At 67.8% G+C, this 15,733-nt stretch carries 11 protein-coding genes; 9 read left to right on the top strand and 2 right to left on the bottom strand.

Going from position 1 to position 15,733, the window contains the following annotated elements:
* Positions 1–24: 24 nt before the first annotated feature.
* Positions 25–1,173 carry an endo-1,4-beta-xylanase gene (locus LK539_RS18515; protein WP_227802533.1) on the bottom strand — a complete coding sequence of 383 codons (1,149 nt, stop codon included), beginning with the start codon at positions 1,171–1,173 and terminating at the stop codon, positions 25–27.
* Positions 1,174–1,586: 413 nt separating this feature from the next.
* Between LK539_RS18515 and LK539_RS18510 the strand changes: the two genes are divergently transcribed.
* From LK539_RS18510 to LK539_RS18470, 9 genes are all read left to right on the top strand, one after another.
* On the top strand, positions 1,587–2,714 hold the full coding sequence (locus LK539_RS18510) for a LacI family DNA-binding transcriptional regulator (RefSeq protein WP_227802532.1): 1,128 nt from the start codon (positions 1,587–1,589) through the stop codon (positions 2,712–2,714).
* 236 nt (positions 2,715–2,950) lie between these two features.
* On the top strand, positions 2,951–5,365 hold the full coding sequence (locus LK539_RS18505; RefSeq protein WP_227802531.1) for a glycoside hydrolase family 3 N-terminal domain-containing protein: 2,415 nt from the start codon (positions 2,951–2,953) through the stop codon (positions 5,363–5,365).
* 10 nt (positions 5,366–5,375) lie between these two features.
* Positions 5,376–6,569 carry a fumarylacetoacetate hydrolase family protein gene (locus LK539_RS18500; protein ID WP_227802530.1) on the top strand — a complete coding sequence of 398 codons (1,194 nt, stop codon included), beginning with the start codon at positions 5,376–5,378 and terminating at the stop codon, positions 6,567–6,569.
* 10 nt (positions 6,570–6,579) lie between these two features.
* Positions 6,580–7,371, top strand: a complete 792-nt coding sequence (locus LK539_RS18495) for an SDR family NAD(P)-dependent oxidoreductase (RefSeq protein ID WP_227802529.1) — start codon at positions 6,580–6,582, stop codon at positions 7,369–7,371.
* On the top strand, positions 7,368–8,258 hold the full coding sequence (locus LK539_RS18490; protein WP_373889561.1) for an SMP-30/gluconolactonase/LRE family protein: 891 nt from the start codon (positions 7,368–7,370) through the stop codon (positions 8,256–8,258). Before LK539_RS18495 ends, LK539_RS18490 begins: the two co-directional genes overlap by 4 nt.
* Before the next feature lie 4 nt (positions 8,259–8,262).
* A complete protein-coding gene (locus LK539_RS18485) occupies positions 8,263–10,062 on the top strand; it encodes an IlvD/Edd family dehydratase (protein WP_227802528.1) in 1,800 nt (599 codons plus the stop codon).
* 118 nt (positions 10,063–10,180) lie between these two features.
* Positions 10,181–11,191: a D-xylose ABC transporter substrate-binding protein gene (gene xylF, locus LK539_RS18480; protein ID WP_227802527.1), complete on the top strand. Its 1,011-nt coding sequence runs from the start codon at positions 10,181–10,183 to the stop codon at positions 11,189–11,191.
* A 99-nt stretch (positions 11,192–11,290) separates the two neighbouring features.
* Entirely contained in the window at positions 11,291–12,817 is a 1,527-nt protein-coding gene (xylG, locus tag LK539_RS18475; protein WP_227802526.1) for a D-xylose ABC transporter ATP-binding protein, read from the top strand.
* Positions 12,817–14,019: a sugar ABC transporter permease gene (locus LK539_RS18470; protein ID WP_227802525.1), complete on the top strand. Its 1,203-nt coding sequence runs from the start codon at positions 12,817–12,819 to the stop codon at positions 14,017–14,019. The genes xylG and LK539_RS18470 overlap by 1 nt, the downstream gene beginning before the upstream one ends.
* Before the next feature lie 77 nt (positions 14,020–14,096).
* Here LK539_RS18470 and LK539_RS18465 read toward each other — a convergent pair whose 3' ends face one another.
* Positions 14,097–15,686 carry an aldehyde dehydrogenase (NADP(+)) gene (locus LK539_RS18465; protein WP_227802524.1) on the bottom strand — a complete coding sequence of 530 codons (1,590 nt, stop codon included), beginning with the start codon at positions 15,684–15,686 and terminating at the stop codon, positions 14,097–14,099.
* Positions 15,687–15,733: the final 47 nt, after the last annotated feature.

Genomic DNA, 15,733 nt, shown 5'->3' with positions numbered 1-15,733 from the left:
GCGGTAAACCAGCACGGCGCTTCCTCAGGCGCGGCGCGCCGGCATGGCCCGCATCGCGTCGGCGATTGCCTGGCGCAGCGGTTTCGGGCGCAGCTGGGCGTCGTAGGGGCAGGGGCGCATCGGCAGCTTGTCCGCGCGCGGCGCCTCGTCCCAGGTCTGCAGCCAGCTGATATGGTCGGCCATGCCCCACAGCAGGAAGTCGCTCAGGCGCGGATACGACAGGGTCACGTCCAGGAAGTCGCGCGCGGCGGCCGCCACGCCGGCGTCGCGCTGCGCGATATCGGCGGGCAGGCGGCGGTCGTTGACGTCGAATTCGGTGATCAACAAGTCGTAACCCATGGCGGTCGCTTCGTCCAGGAAGCGGCGCCACTGCAGCATGTCTTCGCGTCCGCGCTCAGGGCTCTCGTCCCAGGAACCGATGTGGGCCTGCAGGCCGAGCGCGTGAATCGGCGTGCCGCGCTTTTTCAATTCGGCCAGCATGGCCAGCACCCCGGCGCGGTGTTTCGTGCTGCCGGTGTCGCCGCGCATGTAGTCGTTGTAGACCAGCTGGGCGTGCGGCGCATACTCGTGCGCCAGGCGGAAAGCGAGGTCGATCTGGTCGATCGCGCCGGCGCCGCGCGCGAACGCGCGGGTGAGGGCGTTCTGGCGCAGCTTGCCGTCGGCCGGGTCGATCGCTTCATTGACGACGTCCCAGCTGGCGATCCGGGTGCCGTAGTGCTGGCAAACGGTCTGGACGTGCTTGCGCATCAGGCGCTCGGCGCGAGTGCGGTCTGCGCCGAAGTCTTCCTTCGCGAGCCAGGCCGGCAGCCATTTTTCCGCCTGCCAGAACAGGTTGTGGCCGCGCATCGTCATCTTGCTGCGCTCGGCCCAGGCCAGCATCGCGTCAGCCGGCTCGAAACGGTAGGCGTCGCGAGCCGGCTCCAGGGCTTGCCACTTCATCTCGTTCTCGGCCACGATGATCGAGCACTCGCGTTCGACCAGGGCGCGGTAGGCCGGATCGCCGAACTGGTTGCGGCCGCCGCCAACGGCCGTGCCGAAGCGCAGGCCCTTGCGGCGGGCGATGTCTTTCAGTGCTTCTCCCTCAGGCGCGGCAGCGGCCGCCAGGACCGGCAGGCTGGAAGGCAGGAGGGCGGCGCCGGCGAGGGCTTGCAGCATGGTGCGTCGTGTAGTCATGTCGTTCTTGGTCTCCAGAGTGTCGTTGTTATGGAAAGGCAGGCGCGGTCAGCCGTTGCAGGGCGTATGGAGGAATCTGATGGCAGGGCGCCGGGCGGTAGGGCCAGGCACGGCACATGAGGGGAAACAGGCAAGGCAGGCGTGGCTCCACCAGCGCGGCATGGCGCACGGTACGGGCGGGAGCCGGACGGGTGAGCGCGGCAAGATGTGTCTCCGTTTTGTCGTTATCGGCGTGCTGCGCTCGCGCGCGCGCCTTTCGCACTTATGTTAGCGCAAACTTTTACGGATTGAAATCGATTTCGCAGGGTCCGGCTCGTTTAGAGTGGAGAAGGAGGGCGATACGAGGTGCTTTGTGAATGTGCTAAGATAGCGCAAACAACAGGGCGCAATGCCAACCAGGGATCCGCAAGAACATGAGTAAAGCCAACGTGAAAGCCGTCCAGGAAGATGTGGAGCGCCGCGGTCAGCCGACCATGGCCGACGTCGCCAAGCTGGCCGGCGTGTCGCCGATGACGGTGTCGCGCGTCATGAACGGCAAGGGACTGGTGCGCGAGAGCACGCGGCGCAAGGTCGCCGAGGCGGTAGCGGCCCTGAACTACACCCCCAACCAGGAAGCGCGCAACCTGGCCGGCTCCAAGCCGATCCGGGTCGGCTTCCTGTACAGTAACCCGAGTGCCGCCTACCTCAGCGAATTCCTGGTGGGCCTGCTCAGCCAGTCGGGCCTGAACAACGTCCAGCTGTTCGTCGAGAAGTGCGAAGCGGGCGAGCACGAGCAGGAGCAGACGCGGCGCCTGATCGGCAACGGACTGGACGGCATTATCCTGCCGCCGCCGCTGTGCGACAGCGAGGCCGTGATCGCCTGCGTGGCCGAAGCCGACATTCCGGCGGTGGTGGTCGCCTGCGGTACGCCCGACGAGCGCGTGGGCGCCGTCAGTATCGACGACTACGACGCGGCCTACCGCATGACGCGCCACCTGATCGCCCTCGGCCACCAGCGCATCGGCTTCGTGGTCGGCCACCCCAACCAGAGCGCCAGCGCACGCCGCCTGGCCGGGTATCGCGCCGCGATCGAAGAGAAGGGCGCCGACAAGTCCGAAGAACTGGTGGTGCAGGGCATGTTCACCTACCGCTCCGGCCTGGACGCGGCCGAGCACCTGCTCGCCCTCGAACTGCGGCCGACCGCGATCTTCGCAAGCAACGACGACATGGCCGCGGCCGCAGTCGCCGTCGCGCACCGCCTCGGCCTGGACGTGCCCGGGGACCTGACCGTCACCGGCTTCGACGATTCCGCGCTGGCCACCACCATCTGGCCGGAGCTGACCACGGTGCGCCAGCCGATCGCCGAAATGGCGCGCCAGGCGGTGCAGTCGCTGGTGCGGCGCGTGCGCGCCCTGCGCGAAGGCGAAGCGGCGCCGCCGGAACGTGTGCCGATGGAATTCGAACTGGTGCGCCGCCAGTCCGATGCGGCGCCGCGCATCCGCCCGCCGGCACGCCTGGCCCTGCCCAAGTCCGGCTCCCGCCGCGCCCACGCGGCGCGCTGACCCCTGTGCGGCGCACAGCTCCGTGCGCCGCGTCTTCCCGTTCCCATCACTGCGCCGCGCGCGCCCTAACTTCCCTCACGTATTTCATTGACAGGGGATAAGGCCGCCGTTTAGACTGGAATGGTTGCGGTAACATTTCTGTTATGCGAATGTTTGTTCGCACATGCAGGCCGCACGGAGACCAGCACCCGCCAGCACGAGCGGGATATAACGACAAAGCATCGGAGACATGCTCGATGGGGATCAAACGCAGGGAATTTCTGGCGTCGGTAGGCAGCATGGCCGGCATTGCGGGCCTGGGCAGTGTGCCGGCCGTTGCGACGGCCGCCGGCGCCACCCGCGCCGCGCCGCCTGGCGCGCCGCTGTACAAACAGGCCGGTGCGCCGGTCGAAGCGCGGGTCGAGGATCTTCTGCGGCGCATGACGCTGGAAGAGAAGATCGCCCAGATGCAGTGCCTGTGGCAAAAAAAGCCCGCGGTGCAGAATGCGGACAGCAGCTTCTCTCCCGACAAGGCGGTAGCAGCCTACCCGAACGGGATGGGCATGTTCGCGCGCCCGTCCGACCGCCTGCTGGGCAATGCCGCCAACGTGGCCGGCAATTCGGGTGCGACCGCCAACCGCGGCCCGCGCGAGACCGCCGAGTATGTGAACGCAGTCCAGAAGTGGGCGGTCGAGCGCACCCGCCTCGGCATCCCGGTGCTGATGCACGAAGAAGCGCTGCACGGCTACACCGCCCGTGAGGCGACCTGCTTCCCGCAGGCGATCGGCCTCGCCTCGAGCTTTGATCCTGCCCTGGTGACCCAGGTGTTCTCGGTGGCGGCGCGCGAGATGCGCGCACGCGGCGCCAACCTGGCGCTGGCGCCGGTGGTCGACGTCGCACGCGACCCGCGCTGGGGCCGCATCGAGGAAACCTACGGTGAAGACCCGCACCTGTGCGGGGTGATCGGCAAGGCCGCGGTGATCGGCTTTTCCGGCGAGACGCTGCCGCTGGCTCCGAACAAGGTGCACGCCACCCTCAAGCACATGACCGGCCATGGCCAGCCCGAGAGCGGCACCAACATCGGTCCTGCCAATGTGGGCGAACGCGCCCTGCGCGAGGACTTCTTCCCGCCCTTCGAAAAGATCATCAAGGAAACGAAGATCGCGGCCGTGATGCCCTCGTATAACGAGATCGACGGCCAGCCTTCGCACGCCAACCGCTGGCTGCTGACGGATGTGCTGCGCAAGGAATGGGGCTTCAAGGGCGCAACCGTGTCGGACTACATGGCGGTGAACGAACTGATCACCCGCCACAGCCTGGCCGCCACGCCCAAGGAAGCGGCGCTGCGCGCCATCAAGGCCGGCGTCGACGTCGAGACGCCGGATCCCCTGGGCTACCTGACCCTCGCCGAACTGGTGCGCGAGAAGCGGATCTCGGTCAAGGAGATCGATGACTCGGTGCGCCGCATCCTGCGGCTGAAGTTCGACGCCGGCCTGTTCGAGAATCCCTATGCGGACGCAGCGAAAGCCGAAGCCCTGACCGCCACCCCGGACGCGATCGCGCTGGCGCGCGAGGCCGCGCGCCGCAGCGCCGTGCTGCTGAAGAACGACAAAGGCCTGCTGCCGCTGCAGCCTGAGCGCGTCGGCAAGATGCTGCTGCTCGGTACCCACGCCAGGGATACGCCGATCGGCGGCTATTCCGACATCCCGCGCCACGTGGTATCCGTCTACGAAGGACTGCAGAAGGAGGCGCAAGCCCAGGGCTTCTCGCTCGCCTACGCGGAAGGCGTGCGCCTGACCGAGGAGCGCATCTGGGGCAAGGACCAGATCGTTTTCACCAAGCCGGACGTCAATGCGCGCCTGATCGCCGAGGCGGTGGAGGCTGCGAAGTCGGCCGATACGATCGTCATGGTCCTGGGCGACAACGAGATGACGGCGCGCGAAGCCTGGGCCGACAACCACCTGGGCGACCGCACCACCCTCGACCTGCTCGGCCAGCAGAACGACCTGGCACGCGCCATCTTCGCGCTGGGCAAACCGACCGTGGTGCTGCTGCTGAACGGCCGTCCGTTGTCGACGACGCTGCTGGCCGAGCGCGCCGACGCGCTGCTCGAATGCTGGTACCTGGGCCAGGAGACGGGCCATGCTGTGGCAGACCTGCTGTTCGGCCGCGCCAACCCGGGCGGCAAGCTGCCGGTCACGATTGCGCGCGAGGTCGGCCAGCTGCCGATGTACTACAACCGCAAGCCCAGCAGCCGGCGCGGCTACATCGACGGTACAACCTCGCCCCTGTACCCGTTCGGCTACGGCCTGTCCTACACCCGTTTCGAGATCTCGGCGCCGCGCCTGGCGCAGGCCCGCATCGGCACTGCCGGGAGTACCCGCGTCGAGGTCGACGTGCGCAACGTCGGCAGCCTGCGCGGCGACGAAGTCGTGCAGCTCTACATCCGCGACGACGTCAGCTCGGTGACCCGCCCGCTGCTCGAACTCAAGGGCTTCCAGCGCGTGAGCCTGGAGCCGGGAGAAAGCCGGCGCCTGAGCTTCGACATCAAACCGAGCGACCTGTGGTTCTTCAATGGCGACATGAAACGCGTCGTCGAACCGGGAACCTTCAGCATTTTCGTGGGACCGAACAGCGTCGACCTGAAAAAGGCGACCCTGACGGTCGCATAAGGAGAGGAACATGACACAAACAACCCAAGCGCTACCCGCCGACCTGATTGATGCCCTGCTGGTCGGCCGCGTCTGGCGCGACGACGCGGCCGGACCCGCGGTGGTGGCGGTGCGCCGCGGCCGCCTGGTCGACATCACCCGGCACGCCGCCACGGTGGCCGAACTGTTCGATCGCGCCGACCTGCTGGACCTGGTGCGCGCTGCCCCTGGCGAGGACCTGGGCGACGCGCTGGCGCTGGTACAGGCCGCTCCCGCCGCCATCGACGGCGTGCGCCTGCTCGCCCCCTGTGACCTGCAGGCGATCAAGGCCTGCGGCGTGACCTTTGCAGTCAGCCTGCTGGAACGCGTGATCGAGGAACAGGCCAAAGGCGACCCGGGACGGGCAGGGGAGCTGCGCGCCCAGCTGCAGGCCTCGATCGGCACCAACCTGTCGCAGATCGTGCCGGGCTCGGACGCTGCCCTGCGCCTGAAGGAGGAACTCGCCGGGCGCGGCCTGTGGTCGCAGTACATGGAAGTGGGCATTGGTCCCTACGCCGAGGTGTTCACCAAGTCGCAGTCGATGTCGGCGGTGGGCCATGGCGCCGCGGTCGGCCTGCACCCGGCGTCGCACTGGAACAACCCGGAACCGGAAATCGTGCTGGCGGTGAACAGCCGCCGCGAGGTCGTCGGCGGCACGCTCGGCAACGACGTCAACCTGCGCGACATCGAAGGCCGCAGCGCGCTCCTGCTGGGCAAGGCGAAGGACAACAACGGCTCCTGCGCAATCGGCCCCTTCATCCGCCTGTTCGACGGCGGCTTCACGCTCGATACGCTGCGCGAGGCCGAGGTGGGCATGCTGATCGAAGGCACGGACGACGGCTTCACGCTCGAAGGCCGCAGCCGCATGCGCGAGATCAGCCGCGACCCGCTCGACCTGGTCGCCCAGACCTGCGGAGCGCACCACCAGTACCCGGACGGCTTCATGCTCTTCCTGGGCACGATGTTCTCGCCCATCAAGGACCGCGACGCGCCCGGCAAGGGCTTCACCCACCACATGGGCGACCGCGTCAGCATCTCGACGCCCTCGCTGGGCACGCTGGTCAACACGGTCCAGCGCAGCGACGGCATCGAACCCTGGACCTTCGGCGTACGGGCCCTGTACAACAACCTGGCGCGACGCGGCCTGCTGGCCGCCGCCGGCGCCCGCGAGGACGCCACTAGCTAACGAGATGCTCATGCTTGATAACGAGAAACAAGAATTCGCCTACGCCACCTATCCCGACCTGCGCGGCAAGCGCGTGGTCGTCACCGGCGGCGGCAGCGGCATCGGCGCCGAACTGACGGCCGCCTTTGCCGGCCAGGGCGCGCAGGTGGTCTTCCTCGACATCGCCGAGGAAGCCTCGCGCGAGCTGGAAGCCAGTCTGGCAGGCAGCGAGCACGCGCCGCGCTTTGTCCGCTGCGACCTCACCGACCTGGACCAGCTCAAGGCCGTCTTCGCCGGCATCGAGGAATCGCTCGGCGGCGTCGACATCCTGCTCAACAACGCGGCCAACGACGACCGCCACGAGATCGAAGACGTGACGCCTGCCTACTGGGACAGCCGCATGAACGTCAACCTGCGTCACAAGTTCTTCTGCACCCAAGCGGTGCTGCCGGGCATGAAGCAGCGCGGCGCCGGCGTGATCCTGAACTTCGGTTCGATTTCCTGGCACCTGCCGCACACCCAGCTGCACCTGTACATGACGGCCAAGGCAGGCATCGAGGGCATGACCCGGGCCCTGGCGCGCGAGGTCGGCAAGTACGGCATTCGCGCCAACACCGTGGTGCCGGGCGCGGTGCGCACACCGCGCCAGCAGGCCCTGTGGCACAACCCCGAAGAAGAAGCGCGCATCCTGGCCGGCCAGTGCATCCCGGAGCGCGTCGAGATGCAGGACGTGGCGGCGCTGGCCCTGTTCCTGGCCTCGAGCAATGCGCGCCGCTGCAGCGGCCGCGAGTACTTCGTCGACGCCGGATGGTACGGCGCATGAGCGGCGCACGCGAGATGGGCGCAGTCCCGCACTGCCTGTGGCAGGTCGAGGCCACCCTGGGCGAAGGCGTCCTGTGGGACGCAGCAAGCCGGCAGGTCTGGTTCGTCGACATCAAGGGCCGGCGCCTGCACCGCTGCGACGCCGACGGTGGCGGAAGGCAGAGCTGGGACGCGCCGGGCCAGGTCAGCTTCATCGTCCGCGCCGGGAACGGTGCGCTGGTCTGTTCGCTGGACGATGGCCTGTATCGCTTCATCGAGGAGAGCGGCGCCTTCGTGCCCTTGCTGGGCGTGGAAGCGGACCAGCCGGGCAACCGCTTCAACGACGGCCACGTCGACGCGAGCGGGGCCCTGTGGTTCGGTTCGATGGACGACGCCGAGGAACAACCGAGCGGCGCCCTGTACCGCTTCAATGGCATCGATGCCGAACGCAGGGACGCGGGCTACGTCATCACCAACGGACCGGCCGTCAGCCCCGATGGCCGCACCCTGTACCACACCGACACCCTGGCCAAGCGCGTCTATGCCTTCGACCTCGCGCCGTCCGGTGCGCTGTCGAACAAGCGTCCCTTCGTGGACCTGGCGGACTGCGGCTATCCGGACGGGATGGCGGTGGATGCGGCCGGCCACCTGTGGGTGGCGACCTTCGGCGGCTGGCGCATCGACCGCTTCGACCCGGCCGGGCGCAAGGTGGACGAAGTACGCTTCCCCTGCGCCAACGTCACCAAGCTGGCCTTCGGCGGGGATGACCTGCGCACCGTCTACGCTACCACCGCCCGCAAGGGTTTGACGAACGAGGAACTGGCCGCCCAGCCGCTGGCCGGCGGCCTGTTCAGCTTCCGGGTCGAGACGCCCGGGCTGCCGCAAGCGCTGCTGCGGCTGGAGGAATAAGAACATGAATCACGACGACAAGCAGAATAAAGACGGGGCGCCGCGGCGCTTCCGCTCCCAGGACTGGTTCGACAATCCGGACCGGATCGACATGACCGCGCTCTACCTCGAGCGTTTCATGAATTACGGGATCACCCCCGAAGAACTCCGCTCCGGCAAGCCGATCATCGGCATCGCCCAGAGCGGCAGCGACATCGCGCCCTGCAACCGCATCCACCTGGAGCTGGCCAAGCGGGTGCGCGACGGCATCCGCGACGCCGGCGGCATCCCGATGGAATTCCCGCTGCACCCGATCTTCGAGAACTGCCGCCGCCCGACCGCGGCGCTGGACCGCAACCTGGCCTATCTGGGCCTGGTCGAGATCCTGCATGGCTACCCGATCGACGCCGTGGTGCTCACCACCGGCTGCGACAAGACCACCCCGGCCCAGCTAATGGCCGCCGCCACCGTCGACATTCCTGCGATCGTGCTGTCGGGCGGCCCGATGCTGGACGGCTGGTTCGAGGGCGAGCTGGTGGGCTCGGGCGCCGCGATCTGGAAAGGCCGCCGGCGCCTGGCCGCCGGCGAGATCGACGAAGACAAATTCATCCAGATCGCCACCGCCTCGGCGCCGTCCGCCGGCCACTGCAACACCATGGGCACGGCATCGACGATGAACGCGGTGGCCGAGGCGCTGGGCATGTCGCTGACCGGCTGCTCGGCGATCCCCGCGCCTTACCGCGAACGGGGCCAGATGGCCTACGACACGGGCCGGCGCATCGTCGAGATGGCGCACCAGGACCTGCGTCCGTCCACCATCCTGACGCGCGAAGCCTTCCTCGACGCGATCGTGGTCAATGCCGCGATCGGCGGCTCGAGCAATGCCCAGCCCCACATCGTGGCCATGGCGCGCCATGCGGGCGTCGAGATCACCCCGTCGGACTGGATGGAATTCGGCTACGACGTGCCGCTGCTGCTCAACATGCAACCGGCCGGTAAATACCTGGGCGAGCGCTTCCACCGGGCCGGCGGCGTGCCAGCCATCATGTGGGAGCTGGAGCAGCAAGGCCTGCTGCGGTCGAAGCGCCCGACCGTGACCGGCCGCACGATGGCCGAGAACCTGGCGGGCAAGGAAAGCGCGGACCGTGAGATGATCCGTCCCTTCGCCGACCCGCTCAAGCACAGCGCCGGCTTCCTGGTGCTGAAGGGGAACCTGTTCGACTTCGCCATCATGAAGACCAGCGTCATCTCGCCAAGCTTCCGCGAGCGCTACCTGTCGGAACCGGGTGCGGAAAACCGCTTCGACTGCCGCGTGGTGGTGTTCGACGGCTCGGACGACTACCACCACCGCATCAACGATCCGTCGCTGGACATCGACGAGCGCACCATGCTGGTGATCCGCGGCTCGGGCCCGATCGGCTGGCCGGGTTCGGCCGAGGTGGTCAACATGCAGCCGCCCGACGCCCTGATCAAGCGCGGCATCACGGCGCTGCCGACGCTGGGCGACGGGCGCCAGTCCGGCACCTCGGACAGTCCCTCGATCCTGAACGCGTCGCCGGAGAGCGCGGCCGGCGGCAACCTGGCGCTGCTGCGTACCGGCGACGTGGTGCGCGTGGACCTGAACGCGGGCCGCTGCGACGTCCTGATCAGTGACGCGGAAATGGAGGCACGCCGTCAAGACACGCCGCCGGCGATCCCGCCCAACCAGACGCCATGGCAGGAGATCTACCGCGCCACCGTGGGGCAGCTGCATACCGGGGCCTGCATGGAACTGGCGCTCCCTTACCGCGGCGTGGGGCACGACATGCCGCGCCATAACCACTGAACGACACGATCAACGGGAAGTGCTGGCGCAGCGGCAGAATTTTGACCAGAATGGCAGACGCTGCCGCCAGCATTCGACCAGCCCGGCAACACACAAGAAATCAATAGGAGACGCAAGAATGAAAAAGATGATCAAGGCCGTCAGCCTGGCCTGCGCAATGCTGTTCACCGGCGGGGTCGGCGTCGCGCACGCCGATGCCCAGAACCCGAAGATCGGCTTCTCGATCGACGATTTGCGCCTGGAGCGCTGGGCGCGCGACCGCGACTATTTCACCGCCGCCGCGCAGAAGCTGGGCGCCAAGGTGTACGTCCAGTCGGCCGACGCCAGCGAGCAGCGCCAGATCGCCCAGATCGAAAACCTGATCTCGCGCGGCGTGGACGTGCTGGTGATCGTGCCCTACAACGCCACGGTGCTGAACAACGCGATCCGCGAAGCGAAGAAGGCGAAGATCAAGGTGGTCTCGTATGACCGCCTGATCCTGAATGCCGACGTCGACGCCTACGTCTCCTTCGACAACAAGGCGGTCGGCGAGCTGCAGGCGCAGTCGCTGGTGGCGCTCAAGCCGAAGGGCAACTACTACCTGCTGGGCGGCGCCCCGACCGACAACAACGCCAAGATCCTGCGCGAAGGCCAGATGAAGGTCCTGCAGCCGCTGGTGGACAAGGGCGACATCAAGATCGTCGGCAAGCAGTGGGTCAAGGACTGGAACGCCTCGGAGGCGATGGCCATCGTCGAGAATGCGCTGACCGCCAGCGGCAACAAGATCGACGCGGTGGTCGCGTCCAACGACGGCACCGCCGGCGGCGCGATCCAGGCCCTGGCGGCCCAGAAGCTGGCTGGCAAGGTGGTGGTGTCCGGCCAGGACGCCGACCTGGCGGCGGTGCGCCGCGTGATTGCCGGCACCCAGACCATGACCGTGTACAAGCCGCTGCGCGCGCTGGCCTCGAACGCGGCCAGTGTGGCGGTACAGCTGGTGCGCAACCAGAAGCCGGCCTACAACGCCCAGCTCAACAACGGCTTCAAGAATGTCGACAGCCTGCTGCTCAAGCCGGTGCTGCTGAACAAGTCGAACGTCGACCTGCTGGTCAAGGACGGCTTCTACACCCAGACCCAACTGGCCGGCAAGTAAGGACCCGAAGCAGCCGCATCCCCGCCCGCGTCGTCCCGGCGACGCCGCGGGCGGGGCGGTCCGCGCCTGCGAATTTCAACCAGCGAAACAGAGTCCTGAATGTCCGGCTACCTCCTCCAAATGAAGGGCATCGCGAAGCGATTCGACGGTGTCCCAGCGCTCGACGGGATCGATCTGTCGATCCGCCCCGGCGAATGCATCGGACTATGCGGCGAAAACGGCGCCGGCAAGTCCACCCTGATGAAAGTCCTGTCGGCGGTCTACCCGCACGGCAGCTGGGACGGCGAGATCCTGCTCGACGGCGAGCCGCTGCGGGCGCGCTCGGTGCGCGAAACCGAAGACGCTGGGATCATCATCATCCACCAGGAACTGATGCTGGTGCCCGAGCTGTCCGTGGCCGAGAACATCTTCCTCGGCAACGAGCTGACCCTGCCCGGTGGACGCCTAGACTTTCCCGCCATGAACCGCCGCGCAGAAGAGATCCTGCGCGAGCTGAAGCTCCCCGACGTGAACGTGGTGCTGCCGGTGAAGAACTACGGCGGCGGCCACCAGCAGCTGATCGAGATCGGCAAGGCCCTGAACAAGAAGGCGCGCCTGCTGATCCTGGACGAGCCGTCGGCCTCGCTGACCGCCAGCGAGATCGAGGTGCTACTCGAGATCATCCGCGACCTCAAGGCCAAGGGCGTGGCCTGCGTCTACATCTCGCACAAGCTCGAAGAAGTCGCCGCTATCTGCGACACCATCGTGGTGATCCGCGACGGCAAGCACATCGCCACCACGCCGATGCAGAACATGAACGTCGACCGCATCATCGCCCAGATGTGCGGTCGCGAGATGAACCAGCTGTATCCATCCCTCCCGCACGAAGTGGGCGAGGTGGTGATGGAAGCGCGCCACATCACCTGCTGGGATCCGGACCAGCCACAGCGCAAGAAGGTCGACGACGTCTCCTTCCAGCTGCGCCGCGGCGAGATCCTCGGCATCGCCGGCCTGGTGGGCGCGGGCCGTACGGAGCTGGTGACCGCCATCTACGGTTCCTACGAAGGCGCCTACGAAGGCGAGGTCTGGCTCGACGGCAAGCGGGCCGACACCGCGACGCCCCTGAAGGCAATCGAGGCCGGCTTCGCCCTGGTGCCGGAAGACCGCAAGCAGCACGGCATCGTGCGCGACCTGTCGGTGGGCGAGAACATCACGCTGTCGGTGCTGGACCGCTTCTCGACCCTGTCGCGCATCGACGACGGCCTGGAAGCGCGCGAAGTGGGCGAGCAGATCCGCCGCCTGGCGCTGAAGACCGCCAGCCCTGCGCTGCCGATCACCGCACTCTCCGGCGGCAACCAGCAAAAGGCGGTGCTGGCCAAGATGCTCCTGACGAACCCGAAGGTGCTGATCCTCGACGAGCCCACACGGGGCGTCGACGTGGGCGCCAAGTTCGAGATCTACAAGCTGATCCTCGAACTGGCGGCGCAGGGCATTTCGATCATCATGGTCTCGTCCGAACTGGCCGAGGTGCTCGGCGTCTCCGACCGGGTGCTGGTGATGGGCGAAGGCAAGCTGCGCGGAGACTTTCTCAATCAAGGCCTGACCCAGGAAAAGGTGCTGGCCGCTGCAATCGGACAGGTGAAATAATGCTAGACAAGGTACACGCTCCCGTGGGCGCCCAGGGTGGCGCGGCGCGATCGGGCACGAACACGGGAATCGGCTTCAAGCAGATTTTCACGCAATATAAAATCCTGGCCCTGCTGGTCGCGATTGCTCTGATCTGGGCCTTCTTCAGCTGGAAGACGGACGGCGGCTTCACTTCGGCGCGCAACCTGTCGAACCTGATGCGCCAGATGTCGGTCACCGGCATCCTGGCCTGCGGCATGGTGTTCGTCATCATCGCCGGCGAGATTGACCTGTCCATCGGCTCGCTCCTCGGCCTGCTCGGCGGGCTGGCTGCCGTGCTCGATGTCGTCCACCACTTGCCCTTGCCTATCTCAATGGCGATCGTGCTGGCGGGCGGCATGTTCCTCGGCTTCCTGAACGGCTACCTGACGGCGTATGCGGGCATACCCTCGTTCATCGTCGGACTGGGAGGGATGCTGGCTTATCGCGGCATCGTGCTCGGGCTGACCGACGGCACCACCATCGCGCCGATCTCGCCGGAATTCGAACAACTCGGCCAGGCCTACCTGCCGCCCGCCCTCGGGATCGCACTCGGCGTCGGCCTGTTCGTGCTGGCCTGCGTGCTGGCCTGGCGCCAGCGCATCAGCCAGGCCCGCCACAACTTGCCGGTGCTGCCGCTGTGGCGTAGCGTGGGCAGGGTCGCCATCATCGGCGCGGTGCTGGCGGGGCTCATCACCACCTTCAACAGCTACGAAGGCATTCCGCTGCCGGTGCTGATCCTGCTGGTGCTGCTGGGCGTATTCAGCTACATCGCACGCCAGACCGTGTTCGGCCGCCGCATCTACGCCGTCGGCAGCAATATGGAAGCGACGCGCCTCTCGGGCATCAACGTGCGCGCCGTGAAGCTGTGGATCTTCGGCCTGATGGGCCTGATGTGCGCGCTGGCTGGCCTGATCAACACCGCGCGCCTGGCCGCCGGTTCGCCATCGGCCGGGATGTCTGCGGAGCTGGACGTGATCGCGGCCTGCTTCATCGGCGGCACCTCGATGCGCGGCGGCGCCGGCACCGTGCACGGCGCGCTGGTCGGCGCCCTGGTCATGGCCAGCCTGGACAACGGCATGTCGATGCTGGACGTGGACACCTACTGGCAGATGATCGTCAAGGGCCTGATCCTGACCCTGGCGGTGTGGCTGGACGTGGCGACCCGTACCGGCCGCCGTTGATCCGTAGGGCGCTGCGGTGCCGGCGGGCACAAAAAAGCCAGGCACCTGCCTGGCTTTTTCATTGGCTTTCGGTTTCGTCAGCCGGCGGTCTTGAGGACGCCATCGACCACGCGCGCCAGTCCCAGCGGATTGTCGTCGCGCAGCGCTTCCGGCAGCAGCTCCGCCGGCACCGCCTGGTAGCACACCGGCCGCAGGAAGCGCTCAATCGCGGTGGCGCCGACCGAGGTGGTGCGGCTGTCCGAGGTGGCCGGGAAGGGGCCGCCGTGCACCATCGCGTGCGACACCTCGACGCCGGTCGGGAAGCCGTTGAACAGGATCCGGCCGGCCTTGCGCTCGAGCAGGGGCAGCAGGGCGCCGGCCAGCGCCCGGTCCGCCGGCGTCGCGTGGACGGTGGCCGTCAGCTGGCCTTCCACATGCCCGGCCACGGCCAGCAGCTCGGCCTCATCGCGGCAGCGCACCAGCACCGCCGCCGGGCCGAAGATTTCTTCCTCCAGCGCCGCGGTAGCGAGGAAGGTGGCCGCATCGCATCCGTACAGCGCCGGCTGCGCCGCACAGGCCGGGCCCTCCGACGCGGCAGCAGCGCCGCGCGCCAGCAACTGCACGCCGGGGATGGCGGAGCGGGCTTCGATGGCCTCGACATAGGCCTTGTGGATGCCGGGGGTCAGCATGGTGCCGGCGGTCTTCTGCTGCAGGGCCTCGGCGGCCGCCACGCTGAAGGCATTGAATGCGTCGCCCTCGAGACCGATCACCAGGCCCGGGTTGGTGCAGAACTGGCCCACGCCCAGGGTGAGGGAATCGACGAAGCCCGGCGCCAGCTGCGCGGCCTTGCCCTCGAGCGCGCCCGGCAGCAGGAAGAAGGGATTGATGCTGCTCATCTCCGCATACACCGGGATCGGTTCCGGACGCGCGGCGGCGGTGCGCATCAGGGCCAGGCCGCCCTGGCGCGAGCCGGTGAAGCCTACTGCCTTGATGGCGGGATGGGCCACCAGCGCGGTGCCGATGCTCCTGCCTTCGCCGATCAGCATCGAGAACACGCCTTCCGGCATGTCGCAGTCGATGGCTGCCTGCTGCACGGCGCGCGCCACCAGCTCCGAGGTGCCGAGGTGGGCGTTATGGGCCTTGACCACGACCGGGCAGCCTGCCGCGAGGGCGGACGCGGTATCGCCGCCGGCCACCGAGAAGGCGAGCGGGAAGTTGCTGGCGCCAAAGACCGCGACCGGCCCCAGGGGGATCTTGCGCATGCGCAGGTCGGGGCGTGGCGGGCTGCGCTCTGGCAGGGCGGAGTCGAGGGTCGCAGCCAGGAAGTGGCCGTCCCGGACCACCTTGGCGAACAGGCGCAGCTGGTTGACGGTGCGCATGCGCTCTCCTTCGAGGCGCGCCTGCGGCAGGCCGGTCTCTAAGCCGGCGCGCTCGATCAGGGCCGGGCCGAGGTCGAGGATGCGGGCGGCGATGGCCTCCAGGAAGGCGGCGCGCCGCTCGAGGGGGAGGGCGCGGTAGCTGTCGAAGGCCTGCTCGGCGAGCGCGCAGGCGGCAGCCAGCTCGTCGCCGGATGCGAGGCCGAAGCCCGGCTCGAGGGTCGTATGGCGCGCCGGGTCGATGGCATGGACGGTGCCGGCGGCGCCGCGCACGCTGCGCCTGCCGATAATCATGTCGCCGTGGATCTGCATGGAGTGCTCCTAATGAGTAAAAAGGTGGAACGGAGGATAAAAAAAGC

The organism is Massilia sp. IC2-476 (genome assembly GCF_020707295.1).
GTDB lineage: Bacteria > Pseudomonadota > Gammaproteobacteria > Burkholderiales > Burkholderiaceae_D > Telluria.
The sequence above is the reverse complement of the archived record's forward strand: the minus strand, read 5'-3'. Positions and strand labels throughout refer to the sequence as shown.

What these genes read in the sequence shown, in the direction of transcription:
- LK539_RS18515 (WP_227802533.1), bottom strand. Translation starts at nt 1,173, where the DNA reads ATGACTACACGACGCACCATGCTGCAAGCCCTCGCCGGCGCCGCCCTC.
- LK539_RS18510 (WP_227802532.1), top strand. Translation starts at nt 1,587, where the DNA reads ATGAGTAAAGCCAACGTGAAAGCCGTCCAGGAAGATGTGGAGCGCCGC.
- LK539_RS18505 (WP_227802531.1), top strand. Translation starts at nt 2,951, where the DNA reads ATGGGGATCAAACGCAGGGAATTTCTGGCGTCGGTAGGCAGCATGGCC.
- LK539_RS18500 (WP_227802530.1), top strand. Translation starts at nt 5,376, where the DNA reads ATGACACAAACAACCCAAGCGCTACCCGCCGACCTGATTGATGCCCTG.
- LK539_RS18495 (WP_227802529.1), top strand. Translation starts at nt 6,580, where the DNA reads ATGCTTGATAACGAGAAACAAGAATTCGCCTACGCCACCTATCCCGAC.
- LK539_RS18490 (WP_373889561.1), top strand. Translation starts at nt 7,368, where the DNA reads ATGAGCGGCGCACGCGAGATGGGCGCAGTCCCGCACTGCCTGTGGCAG.
- LK539_RS18485 (WP_227802528.1), top strand. Translation starts at nt 8,263, where the DNA reads ATGAATCACGACGACAAGCAGAATAAAGACGGGGCGCCGCGGCGCTTC.
- xylF (WP_227802527.1), top strand. Translation starts at nt 10,181, where the DNA reads ATGAAAAAGATGATCAAGGCCGTCAGCCTGGCCTGCGCAATGCTGTTC.
- xylG (WP_227802526.1), top strand. Translation starts at nt 11,291, where the DNA reads ATGTCCGGCTACCTCCTCCAAATGAAGGGCATCGCGAAGCGATTCGAC.
- LK539_RS18470 (WP_227802525.1), top strand. Translation starts at nt 12,817, where the DNA reads ATGCTAGACAAGGTACACGCTCCCGTGGGCGCCCAGGGTGGCGCGGCG.
- LK539_RS18465 (WP_227802524.1), bottom strand. Translation starts at nt 15,686, where the DNA reads ATGCAGATCCACGGCGACATGATTATCGGCAGGCGCAGCGTGCGCGGC.